Origin of the sequence: Rossellomorea sp. GAMAL-10_SWC, assembly GCF_049568075.1 — a bacterium.
Lineage (GTDB): Bacteria > Bacillota > Bacilli > Bacillales > Bacillaceae_G > Gottfriedia.
In genome coordinates this window covers 226,171-243,141 of sequence record NZ_CP144911.1, presented here as the reverse complement: position 1 = coordinate 243,141, position 16,971 = coordinate 226,171, and the positions used below count along the sequence as shown (strand labels likewise).

The window sequence follows — 16,971 nt, the reverse complement described above, 5'->3', positions numbered from 1 at the left end:
ATCTCACCTCTTTATGTTCAGTATTGGAAAAGAAGGAGTGTTTTCCCCTTCTTTATTTCAACTATTTATTCATTCCTAATGCTTTTAATAAATCTTGAACTTGTGTTTCTTGTTCTGATAAAAACGAATTAAATTCTTTACCATCTTTATATTCCTGCTGCCAGCCTTGCTTTTCTACTTCTTCTTTCCATTCTTTTGTTTCAACTAATTTTGAAATTGTTTTTTCCCAATATGAGTATGCATCCTTAGACATTTTCTCTGGTCCAAAAACCCCACGCCAAATGATAAACTCAGCATCAACGCCCTGTTCTTTAGCTGTTGGAAACTCAGACAATACATCTCCTTGTAAACGTTCAGGTGATGTTACTGCTAAAACTTTAACTTTACCTGATTTAACAAACTCAAGCGTACTAGAAACATCGGTCGATATGACATCCGCATTATTACCTAATAATGCTGTAATTGCCTCTGAACCACCATCATAGGATACATACTTAATTTTCGTAGGATCAATTCCGTATTTATAAGCAGGTAAAATTCCGATTAAATGATCCATTGACCCTGGAGCAGATCCCCCAGCTAAAGTAATGTTCTTTGGATTCTTTTTAATATCTTCTAAAAGTGATTTTAAATCTTTATACTTAGAATCAGCCTTTACAACGATTGCACCATAATCCTTAGTTAGCTGAGCTAAAGGTGTACTATTTTTATAGCCATAAGGACTATTTCCCTCTTTTTTCAAGTTGTTAATAATGATAGGTGGTGAGTTTACAAATAATTTTTCATTATTTGCTTTATCCTGTGTAGCATACTCAGCCATGAATACCGTACCGCCACCGCCTGGCTTATTTTCTACCGTCATAGGTTCCTTAACAAGTTTTGTTTCACTTAAAACTTTAGTGAACGATCTAGCTGTTAAATCCCATCCCCCGCCTGCTCCTGATGGTGCTACAACCGAAATTGCCTTATTTGGATAAGATGAGTTATTGCCTCCTGTTGTTACACTACTACTTTTACATGCTGCAAGACTCACAGCGATTAAAGAAGTCATTACAAACAAACTAGTCTTTTTAAATTTCACCTTTAGTTCCTCCCTTTTTTGAAAACGCTTTCTAATACAAGTATTATAATTTAATAATTCTGAAAAAAGTTTTTATGAACGTTAAAGACGTAAAGTCCATTAAAACCATTTTGTTCATAAAAACCACGATAAAGAAGACTCTCCGATTGGGGTACCTTTAGGCGGAAAAGAGGCGTAGTTGGGATAATAAAAAATTGCTTACTGATAGTAGGTTTATGAGGAACTTGATTCGCTAGTTTTTGAAAGTTACCTCCTCATAACGGGTTCATGAGGTACTTGATTCGCTGGATTTTGTAATTTACTTCCTCATAACGAGTTTATGAGGAACTATTTACGCTGGTTTTTGAAAGTTACTTCCTCATAACGGGTTTACGAGGAACTATATATGCTGGATTTTGTAATTTACTTCTTCATAACGGGTTTATGAGGAACTATTTACGCTAGTTTTTGAAAGTTACTTCCTCATAACGGGTTCATGAGGTACTTGATCCGCTAAAACTCAAAAAATACTTACTCATAACAGGCTCATGAGGAACCATAAAAGCTAGAACTCGAAATTAACTTACTCATAACAAGCTATAATAGAAATTAACCAAGAGACTAAAAAAAAACTCATTTCTCGACCAGTCTACAAAAACAAAAAAGAATACGAGTCTGAAATTATATCAGAATCGTATTCTTTTTTCTTACTTATGAATCCAAACAGCACCAGCTGAATTATCTTTTGCTTCTCCAATTACTTGGAATTTTAAGCCGTAGTTAGGTACTTTTCTTCCTGCATCTGGAATTAAAGTATTTTGGTAACTATTTGAATCATTGAATTCTGTTACACCAGGTAGTCCATCATAGTCAAAGATCCCACGAGATGGCGAATTAATGTAGAATTCAGGTGATTTGTCGTAACTGAAAGCAGCGTCAGCTACTTGGTAACGAGTACTTTGTGATACGGATGGTTTACCATTTAATGTACCAACCATAGCCTCTGGATGAGCATCTACTACACCTAAGAAACCTTCACCAGGGTGAACACCTGTCCAGTTATCTGTGTAGCTATCATCTCCATACCAAACTACTAAACCAGTATTATACTTAACCCCACGAGCATATTCTAATGCTTTATCAGAGCCAGCATAATTTCTCCACTCTAAGTAGTAGTAGTGATCTTTAAAATCAGTACCATTTGATACAGTTGCTTTGTCTAATGTAAATGCTGGAGTTCCTTCAGCACCATCAGTAAATTTAACTGCACCGTCAACAGTTAATTTTGCTTCGTCGAAAGCAAATCCTTCAGGAGCTAGTCCACCATCAGTAACATATTCAAACTGAACTTTTACATTTTTTCCTTTGAATGCAGATAAGTCATAAACTTTATCTACCCAAAGTCCTTTAGATGTATCAAGTCCACCTGCAATGTTTTCGTCACCAATCGTATCAATTTTTGCAAGTTTAGCACCAGTTGCTGCATCTAATACATTTACATCTACATAATCATAACCAGTTTCAACTTCATAGTTTGCTTTTACAGCGAAGCTTGCATTTGTAGCTGCTGTTAAATTAAATACTGGTGAAGTCATAGTAGTGTGAAGGTCATCACCTTTTGTACTATAGTAGTACTTTGCACCAAATTGAGGTTGAAATTTACTTTTTACTTCTTTTTTAGGTAAGTTAACTTTTATGATCGCTGGATTATTTGATTTAGTAACACTTTGATCGATAATAGCAGCAATACCTTTTTCATCAATATCCTTATAGTCTACTTCAGTCATATTTGCCCAGTTTCCACCATAAGTTTTTTGGAAGTACTCCTTGTTTTGTGGTGAGAAACTTGTAGGTGTTGTACCAGCGATTGCACCGTTCCAACTACCACCACTCATGATTGACCAAGAAGCAACTGGTTCACCATTTCCAGTGTACCCGGTATCATACTCATCTGGTAATCCTAAATCATGACCGAATTCGTGAGCGAATACACCAACTGCTCCATCTTCTGGCTCAATTGTGTAATCATATGCAGCCATCAATCCGTTCCAATTTGTAGATTTTGATTTTGTTCCTGAGAAAGTAGTTACTCCATTTAAAGTCCAACGATGTGACCAGATCGCTTTATCTCCTAATTTACCGCCACCAGCTTCTTGACCAGTTCCAGCATGAAGAACCATTAAGTGATCCACTAATCCGTCAGGCTCATTAATATTTCCATCGCCATCAAGGTCATAAATATCTAGATCATCAAAATCAGCTAAATTAATACCTGAATTAATTGCAGCACGTAGTGATTCTTTAACTAGATCACGAGGACCTTTTGGTGCTAAGTTATCATGTCCACCAGTTGGGCTATCATCGCCATAATCAGCTGCATTACCAGCAACTGTTAACCAGTTTGTAACTGTACCCTTAACAGTATAGCTCCCACCAGATTGCTCTTCATAAAATTGTTTAAAAGTTTTTACTTTAGAGCCATCGTGTAAAGTAAATTCTTTATCTCCGAAAAGCATGTCTTCGTAATGTTTTTTGCTGAAATCATCAGAGTACATGTACCCATCTTGTTTATCAATATTGTTATGTTTGAAATCAGCGAATTCAGTTAAAATTACTAATACCTTATCTTCACGAACTCCGCCGTTATAGCTAGCCTGTTTAGCAGAATCAACTTTTACTACACCAGTTGGTTTGCCTTTTTTATAGTTTTCGTGTCCTTTATTTAATTGTGATAAAAGTTGAGCTTTACGTTTTTCTAGTGTTTCTCTTTGTTTATCAGCAATTTTTGAATCTGATTGTGCATTAACTTTCTCTTTATATGCACCTTGTTTTTCTTTTATGTATGCTTGTACTTTTTCTTTAGCTACTTCAGCACTATCAGATTCTTTGATCACGCCTCTGTCTCTTAAAGCCTTTTCTAATCTTTCTTCATCCACTACGTTTAAATCTAAATAAGGACTTTCTACTAACTGCTTACTTTCACTTTCAGTAGGAATTGCTGCTTTTGAAGTAACTCCAGTTGAAAAAATGGACATACTTAATGCTGCAGCAAGTGATACGCTCGATAATACCTTCCAGTATGATGGTCTTGCCATAAATCTACACCCCTTTTCAGAATCTTCTAACAAATTAAATAGTACTAGCTTAAGGTGTATTGTACAATGAGTAATTATGAATAATTTCTAATGGTTCACTTAATCTATTTAATCCATTTTTAATGATTTTTTAACATTAGGAATAGGTACAATTTCTTATTACAGTGACAAGAAAATACATTTTCTCTTTTTATCAATCAAATTTCGAGGAGTTTATTATGAATTCGACAATTAAAAAAGATTTCTTTTTAAAACCAACTTTACAATTAGCAAAGGAGCTTTTAGGCTGTATATTAGTTCATCGTACTGATGAATTGGAACTTTCTGGAATGATCGTAGAGACCGAGGCATATATGGGCCCAGATGATCGTGCTGCACATAGTTTTCAAAACCGACGTACGAAACGGACAGAAATTATGTTTCATGAGCCAGGATTCATCTATACTTATCAAATGCACACTCATACCTTAATAAATGTTGTTTGCGGGGAAGTTGGCATTCCTAATGCAATATTAATTAGAGCACTAGAACCTTTGGACGGGATTGAAAAAATGATCGAATTTCGAAAAAATCAACCCATTTCTAATTTAACGAATGGACCAGGTAAGCTTACAAAAGCATTGAATATTACGATGGAATCTTATGGAAAACCGATTTGGCTCCCTCCCGTTTACATCAAAGAAGGAATTAAACCAGAACATATTAGTAGTGGACCTAGAATCGGTATTGAAAATACCGGTGAAGCGAGGGACTATCCATGGAGATTTTGGATTACGGAAAATAAATTTGTTTCAAGATAATAAAAAATCCCCAGGCTGTTGACGAATTCTCGCTTTCAAACAGTCTGGGTCTTCTTAATTTCGGAACCTATTTTTAAATATCATTCATCAGATGAAGAAACTGCATTTTTTATTTGCTCTTCCAATTCCAAACGATATTCTAAAACTTGGTACTTATTCCAACTTAATCGATTCGCCATATAACGAATCACTTCGTCTTTATACTTATTAACTAGATCAATTTGAAAATATAAAAATCCAGTTCTCCTTATAAAAAAGTCGACTGGCTTTACAACCATTTCATTTTGAATTCCATATTCTAGTTGTAAAAATAATGATAGTGGAAAATTAGAATCATTTTTCAATTCACTAAATGATATATTCATTAAATGTTCTATATTCGATCCATATATTTTACTTAATCTTTTATATTCCGATTCACTTAATCCAATTGCTATCCCAGCAGATGAAAATCGTTTTTTAAAATAATTAAAACCTTTTGAGCCCCCAACATCGCCACCGGATATAGGTAAAGTTTTAGTCTGACATACTTTAAATCTATTTTCATTATCTTTTGAAATAAGGTCTACAATTGTCTCCGCCATTTTCCGATAGCCTGTTAACTTTCCCCCAGCAATAGAAATTAAACCAGAAGATGATTCCCAAATCTCATCCTTTCTTGAGATTTCAGAAGGATCCTTACCTTCTTCAAAAATTAAAGGACGAATGCCAGCCCAACTTGATTCAACGTCAGTATCTTCCAGCTTTATTGTTGGAAACATATACTGAACACAATTTAATATATATTCCCGATCTTCATTACTTACTTTTGGATTAGAGGTATCTAGATTAAAAAATGTATCTGTTGTACCAACATAAGTCTTTCCATCTCTTGGAATTGCAAAGACCATTCGACCGTCAACCGTATCAAAATAGACAGACTGATTTAAAGGAAATTTCTTATGATCAATTACTAAATGAACCCCTTTTGTTAGTCTAAGATTTTTATCACTTTCTAATCGTTCCATTTCCCTAAGCTGGTCAACCCATGGGCCAGTTGCGTTAACAATCCTCTTTGCCCGAATTGTAAAAGGTACTTTCGTTATCAAATCAATTGCTTTGACTCCTACTATTCTATTATTTTCATAGATAAAATCAGTCACTTCTACATAATTGATTGCATGTGCTCCGTGTTCAACTGCTTTTTTTATAACTTCGATTGTAAGGCGAGCATCATCGGTTCGATATTCAACGTAATATCCTCCAGCTTTAAGCCCCTCTCTTTTAACTAATGGCTCCTTTTCTATCGTTTCTTTTCGATTTAACATTTTCTTTCGCTCATCTTTTTTTACACCCGCTAAGTAGTCATATAATCTAAGGCCAATAGAAGTAGTAAACTTACCAAAAGTTCCACCCTTATATATGGGAAGTAACATCCTTTCAGGTGTAGTCACATGTGGACCATTTTCGTAAACAATTGCACGTTCTTTCCCAACTTCAGCTACCATTTTAAATTCATACTGTTTTAAATATCGTAAACCACCATGAACTAGCTTAGTAGAACGACTAGATGTACCCGATGCAAAATCCTGCATCTCAACTAGGGCCGTACTCATCCCTCTAGTAGTTGCATCAAGTGCAATACCACATCCTGTTATTCCACCACCAATTACTAATAAATCGAACTCTTTTTCAGCTAATGTTTTCTTAATCCTTTTCCTATTTAAACTTGAAAATTGTTCTTCCATTGTAAAACCTCACTTCAACAAATTTTCTAGTTGTCTTAAAAAGCGACACAAAAAGAAATTAATCTAAAATGAAAAAGGACCGCTACAATTACATCTGCATGTAGAAAGGGTCCTAGAGTTTCGAATTAAAAAATAATTATGTTGTTTACTTATTTAAATGCTAAAGTGGCATTAACTGCTTTTTTCCAGCCTGTGGAAAATATTGTGTAAACTCTTTTTGAGCTGTATGTACTATCTTACCTTTTTTATCAAACAAAATTGCTCTTGAGCTAGTCGTCCCTTGGTCAAGTGATAAAATATATTTTTCCATCTCAAATGACCTCCTTACTATTATTTTATGTAGGTTTGATTTAAAAATGCGACTTAGTATCTATTTAAAGAGGAATGTTGATTTCCACACTTTAATCTCAGAAAAGCAGGAACTAAATCAAAGAACTAATAACTGCAAAAGTTGAAAGTTGCTTTTTGCAAACACCATTTATTAAATCTTGGCCAAAATATTACATTTAATCTTTTAAATACATATTCTATTCGATAATTAGTGATTCCTTTCATTCCTAGTACTGTATTGGAAATCATCATTTTTTTTCACATAAAAAAACCCACTAATTTTATATAGTAGATTTTCTCATTTATATTAAATTCTTTTGTTTTATTTAATTTATTGTAGTTTATCGTTATTTCTTAGGAAATAATGTCGGAAATATAAGTTATTTTCTTGAGGAAATCATCATTAAATCGCTACGATGTCTTGGCATTTAACTGTTTTTTGAAGAGGACATTATCGGTAAAGATACTTCAAAACTAGTGCCTTCTCCTTTTTTACTTTGAACTTTGATTTTCCCACCATGTTCTTCAACAATCCATTTTGCAATTGATAATCCAAGTCCAATTCCATTTTTGGATGTACGTGAGACATCTTCTTGGAAGAAACGGTCAAATATTCGAGGAAGGTTTTCTTCTTTTATCCCTACTCCACTATCTATAACCTTAATTAAAAAATTATTTTTCACTTGTTTACAGCTAATTTGAATCGTATCATTTTCGTTTGTAAATTTCATTGCATTATCGATTAAAATCACAAGTAATTGGTGAATTCTTTCTTGATCGCCAAAATAAAAATACGTATCTTTAATAGACAAAAATATTTCTTTATTTTGAAATGATATGATTTCAGTGAAGTGTGAAACAACTTCTTCTAACAATTCATTTAAGGAGAATATTTTTTTATTTAATTGTATTTGCCCAGAATCTGATCTAGCTAAGGTTAATAAGCTTGCTACTAGTTTTGAAAGACGCCTATTCTCTTTTAACATTATTGAAAAGTCTTGTGCCTTTTCTTCGATTGTTGCGCTTGGCTCTCTAAGTAATAATTCCAAACGTGATTGGATTACAGTTAAAGGCGTTCGAATTTCATGTGAAGCGTCTGATACGAACTCTTGTTGTTTTTGCCATGCGTTTGTTATTGGTACGAGTGCGCGTCCAGCCAAAATATAACCTGCTACAACTGATAATGCACTTCCCAGAACCCAACCAACGATTAATATGATTAATAATGTATCAACTAAATCCTTCTCCGAGTCGATATTTCGTAATATTTGTAGTGTAATTTTCCCTCGATTCGTCTCACCCTGAATTGAGATCGTTCGATAATTCATAACACCGATTTTATCATTATAAATTTCGTTTATTTTTGTAGGATATTTAAGTTCATCTTGTAGAATAATCGCATTCATACCTGGCATGGGATTTACTAATTTTTTATTTTCATCCCACATGATCATTAAAACACGTGGATCTCGATTGGAAATTGGTAAACGATTTGGATTATCACTATTTTGTATACGATTAATATTCCATAAAAGTGATTGATCTACTTCTTTATATAAACGATTATTTGTATATGAATAAATAATGAAAGAAAGGATTCCAATTATTAAGATAAATACTACTGAATTTATTATCGTTAATCGAATTTTTGTTTTCTTAAACATCTCTTCACCTAGTCATCTTTCATAATATATCCGATTCCTCTAACAGTCTTAATCATACTACCATAATTAAATGGCTCTAGTTTTTTTCGGAGCTGATGTACATATACTTCAACGATCGCAACAGTCGTATCAGAATCAAATCCCCAAATTCTATCAAAAATTTGTTCTTTCATTAAAATCTTGCCTTGGTTTTGAATGAAGTATTCTAGTAGCTCATATTGTTTGATGGTTAAATGAATCGATTCATTATTTATTTCTACAGGATGCTCTTTTCCTTTTAAAATGATTCCTTGATACTTCAATGAACTATCAATTGTTAATTTACCACTTCTTCTAAGTAATGCATAAATTCTTGCTAGTAACTCCGGCCCTTGAAATGGTTTTACTAAATAATCGTCCGCTCCTAAGTTTAATCCTTCAACACGATCTTCTAGTGAATCTTTGGCAGTTAGGAAAAGAACTGGTGTATGTACCCCTACCTTTCTCAAGTCCTTAACAATTTCAAAACCATTTTTCTCAGGCAGCATGACATCTAATACAATTACATCATATATGTTTTGCATCGCCATGAAAAAGCCTTCTTCCCCTTCTAACGCCTTATCTACTTTAAAATCATTTGATAATAATTCAACGATTGAATTTAAAACTTCTATATGATCTTCTACAACTAAAATTCTCACTTTTTTTGCCTCCATTAGACTAAAAAGAAGCGTTCATCATATAACAACGCTCCCCTTTCTTTATTCAAATCGTACTGCTTGAATTGGCCTCATATTTGAAGTTCTTTTAGGAACCCCCCTAAAAAATCACCCCAACTAATAGAGAAAATGTTAATGATAATAAAAAAACAGGTAAATTGAATACATTCTTGTTATATTTATCATACCACCAAATGAGCTAAGTACGAATATTCGCTTAATAATGTATTTGTATATCTGTTTCTTGTTCATGGTTACCGATTGTATTTTGAAAGTTTTTATAATCCTTAATATGTGCACCAACTGAGGCTTTTCCTTAATTGCTGCTACCTGATGAACCTCCTGGTTGTTGATTGAAAAAACCTCCTCCACCATTTTGTGGGAAGCCTCCTCCATTTCGGAAGTTTCTCATCATTTCTGTTCGATTATTATTTTTATAACTTAAATAGCCAACTCCAATTAACGTAAAAATGCCAATTACTAAATTGATAACTAATAAAATAGAAATGACTTTAGGCGAAAACGCACCCATAGTTGAACGATTCTTCAAATTCGTTTTTTGATTTTTTTCTACGAAATTTGATTCCAAATCTTCCATCTTGATTCCACTCCTTAAATTCAATTAATTGAATTATGTAATAGAAACCTTAATTTTTACTTAACAACTAATTAATTTTGACTTTTTTAGAATAAAAATCATAAAAAAACCACCTGTCTAAGATGGTTTTCGATAAATTTTAAGATTAGTTTTTAACTAGATTAGTAATATAACGATTTTGAGGAATTTGTAATCCTAAGTTTCCTCTCAAAGTAGACGATTCATATTCTGTACGATAGATTCCTCGTTCCTGTAATAATGGTATGACTTGTTCCGTAAAATCCTTTAATGCACTTGGAATTGCTGAATAAATCATTAAACCGTCAGCTGCTTCCTGTTCATACCACTCTTGAATTAGATTAGCAATTTTTTCCGGGGTGCCAATAAATGAACTTCTAGGAGTAGCAGCTTGTAATGCTACCTGTCTAAGTGTTAATCCTTTTTCTTTCGCTTCTTTCTTTATTTTATCTGTATTACTTCTAAAACTATTTTTCCCTAAATCACCAATATCTGGGAAAGGTTCATCTAAAGGATATTGAGAAAAGTCATGATGCTCAAAGAAACGACCTAAATAATCCAACGCATTTTCAATACTTGTTAAATTAACAAGATCTAAATATTTTTGCTCTGCTTCCTCTTCGGTTTGACCAACTATTGGAGCAATACCAGGGAAAATAACGATATCATCTTTTGATCTGCCGTATGCTACTGCACGATCCTTTACATCTTTATAAAATTGCTTAGCTTCTTGTATATTATCATGACCAGTAAACACTGCGTCAGCAGCTTTAGCAGCTAATTCCTTGCCACTTTCTGAAGATCCAGCTTGAAACACAACTGGTTGACCTTGTTTAGAGCGTCCGATATTAAGAGGACCTTCTACTTGAAAATACTTTCCTTCATAATTTAATCTGTGTAGCTTTTTCGGATCAAAAAATACACCTGATTCTTTATCTCGAACAAACGCGTCATCTTCCCAAGAATCCCATAGACCTCTAGTTATTTCTAAGTGCTCTTCTGCAATTTTATATCGATCATCATGTGAAGGGTGACCATTTTCACTATAGTTTTTAGCAGAGCCTTCAAGTGGAGAAGTAACTAAATTCCATCCTGCACGCCCATTACTTATATGATCAATTGACATGAATTGTCTCGCTACAGTAAATGGTTCACTATAAGTAGTTGAGAGCGTACCAACTAGGCCTATATTCTTTGTTACTCCTGCTAATGCCGATAAGATGGTAATTGGTTCAAAGCGATTTAAAAAATGTGGTATCGACTTTTCTGTTATATATAATCCATCTGCAATAAAAACTAAATCAAATTTTCCGTTCTCAGCTAATTTCACTTGCTCTTGGTAATAGGAAAAATTTACACTTGCATCCGTTTGAACCTCTGGATGACGCCAGCCAGACATACTGCCTCCTACTCCATGAACTAGTGCTCCAAGCTTTAGTTTTTTTCTTTCTGTCATTTTTTTCCCCTCCATTAATTTAATAAAATTGCAGTATCTTTAATATTTAGTTCATAGCTTTTTACAAGTAAATCTCCATTCATAAACTCATATTGTTTAGCTCGTTGAAACCCAATTTTTTCATATAAACTAATAGCAGATTTCATCATATCTGATGTATGAAGAACAATTCTGTCCGTTCCCCACTCTAATGAAAGATTGCAGCTTGCTTTTATTAATTCTGTCGCAATCCCTAATCCTCTTGCTTTAGGGGAAACACCTATTAAGCGAATTATAGGATAATTAATCTCTAACTTAGGCTTCCCATATGCTTTTTCAGCAGAGTCATAGATAAAACATGCACCTAATAGAACATTATCGACAATCGCAACAAGCTTTGTCTTAGTGTGGCTGTTATCAGTTGCATCAATAATACTATTTTTATAGTTTTCCCATTGTTCTTTTGAAAGAATAGCAGCATATTGTTCATACGCATCGATTAACACTTTTTTTATTTTATCTATTTCATTTGGTTGGGACTCTCTAATAATTAAACGATTTGAAGACATAGCCTACCTCCTCTAATTAAACTAAGCTGTATTCATACAAAATACGTTGTATTTGTTTTAAATGAAGATGAACATGTGAGATAAAAGATTTAATTATGTCTTCAACTGTAACGATTGCATTTTGAGGGTTTATTCCGCTCTTCTTCCAATCATCACTTGTTAGTCTTTTAAGCAATTGACTATTGTAATATAAAATAACACGATATGTTTCCAGTACGTCTGCAATATTTCCATCATTTGCATATTGCCCTGCAATCCATTTATCTTGATCAAAAGCAGGTAATTGAACACTTGATCCAGCTAAAACTTCCCTTAGTCGAAAGTTCACTACAAGTGCATGATCTAATAAATGAGTTAACACTTCTACAATACTCCACGATCTTTCATTTTTCTTCCAATGCAGTTTCTCTTTTGGAAGATTGAAAGTTTTTTCCGATAATAAATCATAAAGTTGATTAAATTCACTTAATTCAATTGATAAAGTACTCATCTATTTCCTCCTATATTTTGACTACACTTTTTGAAAGTTCATTCAGTATCGTGATCGAAAAATCTGTGAAAAATTTAATACTTAGCGGGATTGCTTTCTCATCAAGATTAAATTTAGGATGATGCCACTCATATTTTCCTGAAGTTCCAAAAAATACGAATAAACCTGGAATCTCTTCTAAATAATAGGAAAAATCTTCACTTGCTGCAGATACAGACGGCTCAATTACATGTAAGCTTTGTTCAGTTGCTACATCTCTTGCAATTCGTGCTAATTTTTCATCATTAACAACAGGGGGTGGACCAGGTTTCCAAATCGTATGAACATCCGTTCTAAAAGCATCACCAACAGACTTACTAATTTCATTTAACCGATTTTGAATGGTCTGTCTGACTTCCATCTTAAAGGTACGAACTGTCCCACTAAAAACCGCTTTGTCTGCGATCACATTTGATGCTTTCCCACTATGGAATTTTGTTACACTTACAACTGCATTTTCAAGTGGACTAATATTACGGCTCACAATCGATTGAAGGGACGTAATAATATGTGATGCAGTAAGGATTGAATCTAGCCCTGCTTCCGGTACCGCTGCATGGCTAGATTTCCCATTTATTTCAACAGTAAATCCGTCGGCAGCTGCCATTAAAGGACCTGATTTTATCCCAATCGTTCCAACTGTTAAATCAGGTTTATTATGCATACCAATAATCACCTTTGTATCCTTTAATACATTTGTTTTAATAATTTCTAATGCACCTTTTCCAATTTCTTCAGCAGGTTGAAATAGAATCTGTACTTTTCCCGGCAGTTCACTTTCAATTTCCTTCAATAAAATAGCTGTACCCAAGATTGCAACTGTATGAAAATCATGTCCACAAGCGTGCATCTTATTTGGATTTTTTGATGAAAAAGGTAATCCTGTTTCCTCCTGGATCGGAAGTGCATCAATGTCCGCCCTAATTGCGATTGTAGGACCTTTTCGGTCATCACCGATTTCTGCAACAAGACCAGTTTTTAACGGTAAAGAAAGGATCCGTATGTTATACTCTGTTAAAAGTTGAACAAGTGTGGCTGTTGTTTCATATTCTTCAAACGCTAACTCTGGTATTGCATGTAAACTCCTTCTTATTTGAATTAGCTTTTCAAGTAGCGCATCAGATATCTCAAATTGCATGGTTTTCAACTCCTAAACTGTTAAGTCAGACTGTTATTTCTGTAAAAGCCTCTTTAATTAATTGCAGAGAACGAACTCTTCGTTCAAAATCTGGAATTAATGATGTGAAAATAAATTCATCAATACCGTATTCTTTTTGATATTCAAAAACTCTTTTTTGAAAAGTTTCTTTTGTTCCCTTAAGAACGTCTGCCTCTCGAACTTCTGTAGTATAGGTTTGGCCAGCTTGTTTAGCGTAAATCTCTGCTTGCTCAAGCGTGCCGACATTTATAATTTGGCCATTCCCTAATGTAACTCGCACAGTTTGTAATTGATCTGATAATTTTAGTGCTTCCTCTTCCGTTTCAGTCACAATCGTAGACAAGGCTAAAATAAACTTTGGTTTTCGACCACTTTGTTGATTAAAGGAATTATTATAAGCCTCGATCGCTTCCCTTGCTGCCACTGGGTCATTATTTATGAATAATGCAAATGCATATGGATAGCCCTTTTTAGCTGCAAATTTTGCACTTGATACACTTGTTCCTAATAAAAATAGCGGAACTCTAATCTGTGGTAATGGAGAAGCTTGTAAAGAATCAAACGAACTTACTTCTGAAGCATCCTGATATAAAAAATTTTCTAATTCATCAATTTTCTCTTCAAGAGATTGAGGTTCTTTCAAGTTTTTTTGGAGCTCTTGGCTAGATTTTGGAAATCCGCCCGGTGCTCTTCCTATGCCAAGCTCTACTCTATTTGGTGACAAATTAGCTAATACATTAAAGTTTTCTGCTACTTTATACGGGCTATAATGCTGTAGCATTACCCCACCTGAACCAACAGCAATTCGTTCAGTTTTAGCAAGAATATGTGAAACAAGCACTTCTGGAGATGATCCAGCAATTCCTTGTGAATTGTGATGCTCTGATACCCAAAATCGGTTAAATCCTAATCTTTCAGCTTCTTTTGCTAGATTTATAGTGTTTATAAGTACTTCATTTGCAGTTTGACCAGGAAAAATAATACTTTGATCTAAGAATCCATATTTAAGTCCCATATTCTTTCCTCCATTTTTTTAAATATAGTACATGTCTTCCTCTGAAAATCGTTTTAAAAACTGAATTGTTCTTTCTTCTTTAGGTGATTGAAAGATAGCCTTGGGATTCCCTTCTTCAACAATTATGCCGCCGTCCATAAACACAACATGATTAGCAACTTCCCTAGCAAATGCCATTTCATGTGTGACGATAATCATTGTAATTCCTTCTTTTGCTATTTTTCGTATAATCGCTAGTACTTCACCTACTAATTCAGGGTCTAAAGCAGAGGTTGGTTCGTCGAATAAAATGACCTCTGGATTTAAAGCAAGGGCCCGAGCAATTCCTACTCTTTGTTGCTGACCACCGGATAACTGTAGAGGGTAAGAATCTAACTTGTTTCCTAAGCCTACTTTCTCAAGTAATTCAGCGCTTTTTTTGTATGCTGCTTCCTTAGACCATTTTTTAGCTACTATTAATCCTTCCATTACATTTTCAACTACTGTTTTATTTTTAAATAAATTAAATTGTTGGAATACCATAGCAGTTTTCTGGCGCAATGAAAGAATTTCAGTTTTTGAAGCTTGACTAAAATCTACTTTAAAATCGTCTATTGTAATTTTTCCTTTATTTGGTTTCTCTAAATAATTTATACAACGAAGTAAAGTTGTTTTTCCTGATCCACTAGGACCTAGAATTGCGACGACTTCTCCTTTATTAACTGTTAAATCTATACCTTTTAACACATGATTTTTTCCAAAGGACTTTGTTACATTCGTTAAAGTAATCATTTCACTCCCCCTCGACTAAAGACGCTAAATCTCTTCTCTAATAAACTTGTCATTCTTTCAATAACTAATGTAATTCCCCAGAAAATTAGTGCGGCTGCAATATATGCCTCAAAAAACTTCCAATTTGTAGAAGCAACAATTTGTGCCTTTGCGTTTATATCTACAACAGAAACAATAAATGCCAAAGTTGATCCATGCAGCATTCCAATAAATGTATTTGATAAATTTGGTAAACTTACAGCGAAGGCTTGTGGAAATACAATTCTTCTTAGTGCTTGTGTTGTTGTCATACCAACTGAATAAGCTGCTTCAATTTGTCCTCGATCGATATTTGTAATTCCAGCTCTAACCACTTCAGATAAATACGCACCTGCTGTAATAGAAAAGGAAATAATTGCAAAAGCCGTCATAGGAATTGATGATGAATTAAAAGATAAATGATAATGTTTAGCAAGTGAATCTAATAGCATTGAAATTGAATAATAAATAATTAACAAGTGTGTAATCATCGGCGTTCCTCGAATAATCGTAACGTAACTAGATGCTGCCTGACTCAATATTGGAACCTTATAAATACGAACAATAGCCGTAAAAGTTCCTATTACAAATCCAATAAGGACTGACAAAAAAGTTATGAAAAGTGTAGTTGGAATTGCAGGTAGTATTTGTATAAATGCCTCCCAAATAAATGAGAAATCTAGTTTCATAATCTCGTACCTTCTTTCACAACAACAACATCACGATTCATTTTTCCAAATAAGTTACGGATTTTAAAAGTTTTTTCTTTCTTTTCAACACTTGTTCTTTCATATTTTCCAAATCGGTTTTCTAATAAGATAAATCCTTTTTCAAGAAAGACACTTAAAATAAAATAAACGAGAGCAAGGGCAAGATAGGATTCAATAAAATGACGATTTAGTAAACCTAATGTTTGTGATTGCCCTGTTAACTCCATTACCCCAAGAGTAAATGCTAATGATGTATCTTTTAGTGTTCCTATTAATAAGTTTCCTAAAATAGGGATCCATATTGCGAATGCTTGTGGTGCTATGATTCTCTTAAAAGCCTGATATCCGTCCATTCCAACAGAATAGGCCGCTTCAATTTGCCCTCTATCTACAGCACTAACTGATGCACGAATACCTTCTGAAATAAAAGCTGCACTGTGTAATCCGTATGTTAAAATGACAAAATATAAAACATCAATTCTACTAACATCTACTTCTACTAGTTTTAATAGCTCAGGTACGCCATAATAAATTAAAAATAATTGAATTAAAATAGGAGTTCCCCTAAAAAATGAAACATATATTTGCGAGATTCTTTGAAAAATTGGTACCTTATACATTCTAGGTAAGGCTACAAGTAGACCAACACCCAACCCTACTAAAATAGAACTCCCTACAATGATTAACGAAATCTTTATAAAAGGTAGTAATTTAATAAAATATTCAAAGATCAATCCAGCTTTAAAATCAGCACCCATTCATTCTCACCCTTTTG

Annotated in this window: 15 protein-coding genes and 1 pseudogene; 1 reads left to right on the top strand and 15 read right to left on the bottom strand. The window is 33.8% G+C overall.

Annotated features, from left to right (window positions below; genetic code table 11):
- Positions 1 to 61: 61 nt before the first annotated feature.
- Both V5E38_RS01135 and V5E38_RS01130 read right to left on the bottom strand, forming a co-directional pair.
- The gene (locus tag V5E38_RS01135; protein WP_499211876.1) at positions 62 to 1,081 is read right to left on the bottom strand and encodes a Bug family tripartite tricarboxylate transporter substrate binding protein; all 1,020 of its coding nucleotides are present in this window, start codon (positions 1,079 to 1,081) and stop codon (positions 62 to 64) included.
- Positions 1,082 to 1,767: 686 nt separating this feature from the next.
- Positions 1,768 to 4,155, bottom strand: coding sequence for a M6 family metallopeptidase (locus tag V5E38_RS01130; protein WP_499211875.1), 2,388 nt, complete (start codon positions 4,153 to 4,155; stop codon positions 1,768 to 1,770).
- Between the two features lie 218 nt (positions 4,156 to 4,373).
- Between V5E38_RS01130 and V5E38_RS01125 the strand changes: the two genes are divergently transcribed.
- Positions 4,374 to 4,955: a DNA-3-methyladenine glycosylase gene (locus V5E38_RS01125; protein ID WP_499211874.1), complete on the top strand. Its 582-nt coding sequence runs from the start codon at positions 4,374 to 4,376 to the stop codon at positions 4,953 to 4,955.
- A gap of 80 nt (positions 4,956 to 5,035) precedes the next feature.
- Here V5E38_RS01125 and V5E38_RS01120 read toward each other — a convergent pair whose 3' ends face one another.
- The 13 genes and pseudogenes from V5E38_RS01120 to V5E38_RS01060 form a co-directional block, all read right to left on the bottom strand.
- Positions 5,036 to 6,682: a glycerol-3-phosphate dehydrogenase/oxidase gene (locus V5E38_RS01120; protein WP_499211873.1), complete on the bottom strand. Its 1,647-nt coding sequence runs from the start codon at positions 6,680 to 6,682 to the stop codon at positions 5,036 to 5,038.
- A gap of 184 nt (positions 6,683 to 6,866) precedes the next feature.
- Positions 6,867 to 6,992 (bottom strand): annotated as a pseudogene (locus V5E38_RS01115) (FGGY family carbohydrate kinase); the annotation flags it as partial.
- Positions 6,993 to 7,440: 448 nt separating this feature from the next.
- Positions 7,441 to 8,676, bottom strand: a complete 1,236-nt coding sequence (locus V5E38_RS01110) for a sensor histidine kinase (RefSeq protein ID WP_499211872.1) — start codon at positions 8,674 to 8,676, stop codon at positions 7,441 to 7,443.
- A gap of 8 nt (positions 8,677 to 8,684) precedes the next feature.
- Positions 8,685 to 9,356, bottom strand: coding sequence for a response regulator transcription factor (locus V5E38_RS01105; RefSeq protein ID WP_141437794.1), 672 nt, complete (start codon positions 9,354 to 9,356; stop codon positions 8,685 to 8,687).
- A 334-nt stretch (positions 9,357 to 9,690) separates the two neighbouring features.
- Positions 9,691 to 9,972: a hypothetical protein gene (locus V5E38_RS01100; protein ID WP_499211871.1), complete on the bottom strand. Its 282-nt coding sequence runs from the start codon at positions 9,970 to 9,972 to the stop codon at positions 9,691 to 9,693.
- Between the two features lie 145 nt (positions 9,973 to 10,117).
- A complete protein-coding gene (locus V5E38_RS01095) occupies positions 10,118 to 11,446 on the bottom strand; it encodes an LLM class flavin-dependent oxidoreductase (RefSeq protein WP_499211870.1) in 1,329 nt (442 codons plus the stop codon).
- A gap of 14 nt (positions 11,447 to 11,460) precedes the next feature.
- A complete protein-coding gene (locus V5E38_RS01090) occupies positions 11,461 to 11,994 on the bottom strand; it encodes a GNAT family N-acetyltransferase (RefSeq protein ID WP_499211869.1) in 534 nt (177 codons plus the stop codon).
- Between the two features lie 16 nt (positions 11,995 to 12,010).
- Positions 12,011 to 12,484 carry a DinB family protein gene (locus V5E38_RS01085; protein WP_499211868.1) on the bottom strand — a complete coding sequence of 158 codons (474 nt, stop codon included), beginning with the start codon at positions 12,482 to 12,484 and terminating at the stop codon, positions 12,011 to 12,013.
- Positions 12,485 to 12,494: 10 nt separating this feature from the next.
- Positions 12,495 to 13,661: a zinc-binding metallopeptidase family protein gene (locus V5E38_RS01080; RefSeq protein ID WP_499211867.1), complete on the bottom strand. Its 1,167-nt coding sequence runs from the start codon at positions 13,659 to 13,661 to the stop codon at positions 12,495 to 12,497.
- Positions 13,662 to 13,686: 25 nt separating this feature from the next.
- Positions 13,687 to 14,697 (bottom strand): LLM class flavin-dependent oxidoreductase, encoded by a 1,011-nt coding sequence (locus tag V5E38_RS01075; RefSeq protein WP_499211866.1) that lies wholly within the window; start codon positions 14,695 to 14,697, stop codon positions 13,687 to 13,689.
- 18 nt (positions 14,698 to 14,715) lie between these two features.
- Positions 14,716 to 15,468 (bottom strand): amino acid ABC transporter ATP-binding protein, encoded by a 753-nt coding sequence (locus tag V5E38_RS01070; RefSeq protein ID WP_499211865.1) that lies wholly within the window; start codon positions 15,466 to 15,468, stop codon positions 14,716 to 14,718.
- A complete protein-coding gene (locus tag V5E38_RS01065; protein WP_499211864.1) occupies positions 15,465 to 16,175 on the bottom strand; it encodes an amino acid ABC transporter permease in 711 nt (236 codons plus the stop codon). The genes V5E38_RS01070 and V5E38_RS01065 overlap by 4 nt, the downstream gene beginning before the upstream one ends.
- Positions 16,172 to 16,954 (bottom strand): amino acid ABC transporter permease, encoded by a 783-nt coding sequence (locus V5E38_RS01060; protein ID WP_097976606.1) that lies wholly within the window; start codon positions 16,952 to 16,954, stop codon positions 16,172 to 16,174. The genes V5E38_RS01065 and V5E38_RS01060 overlap by 4 nt, the downstream gene beginning before the upstream one ends.
- Between the last annotated feature and the right edge of the window lie 17 nt (positions 16,955 to 16,971).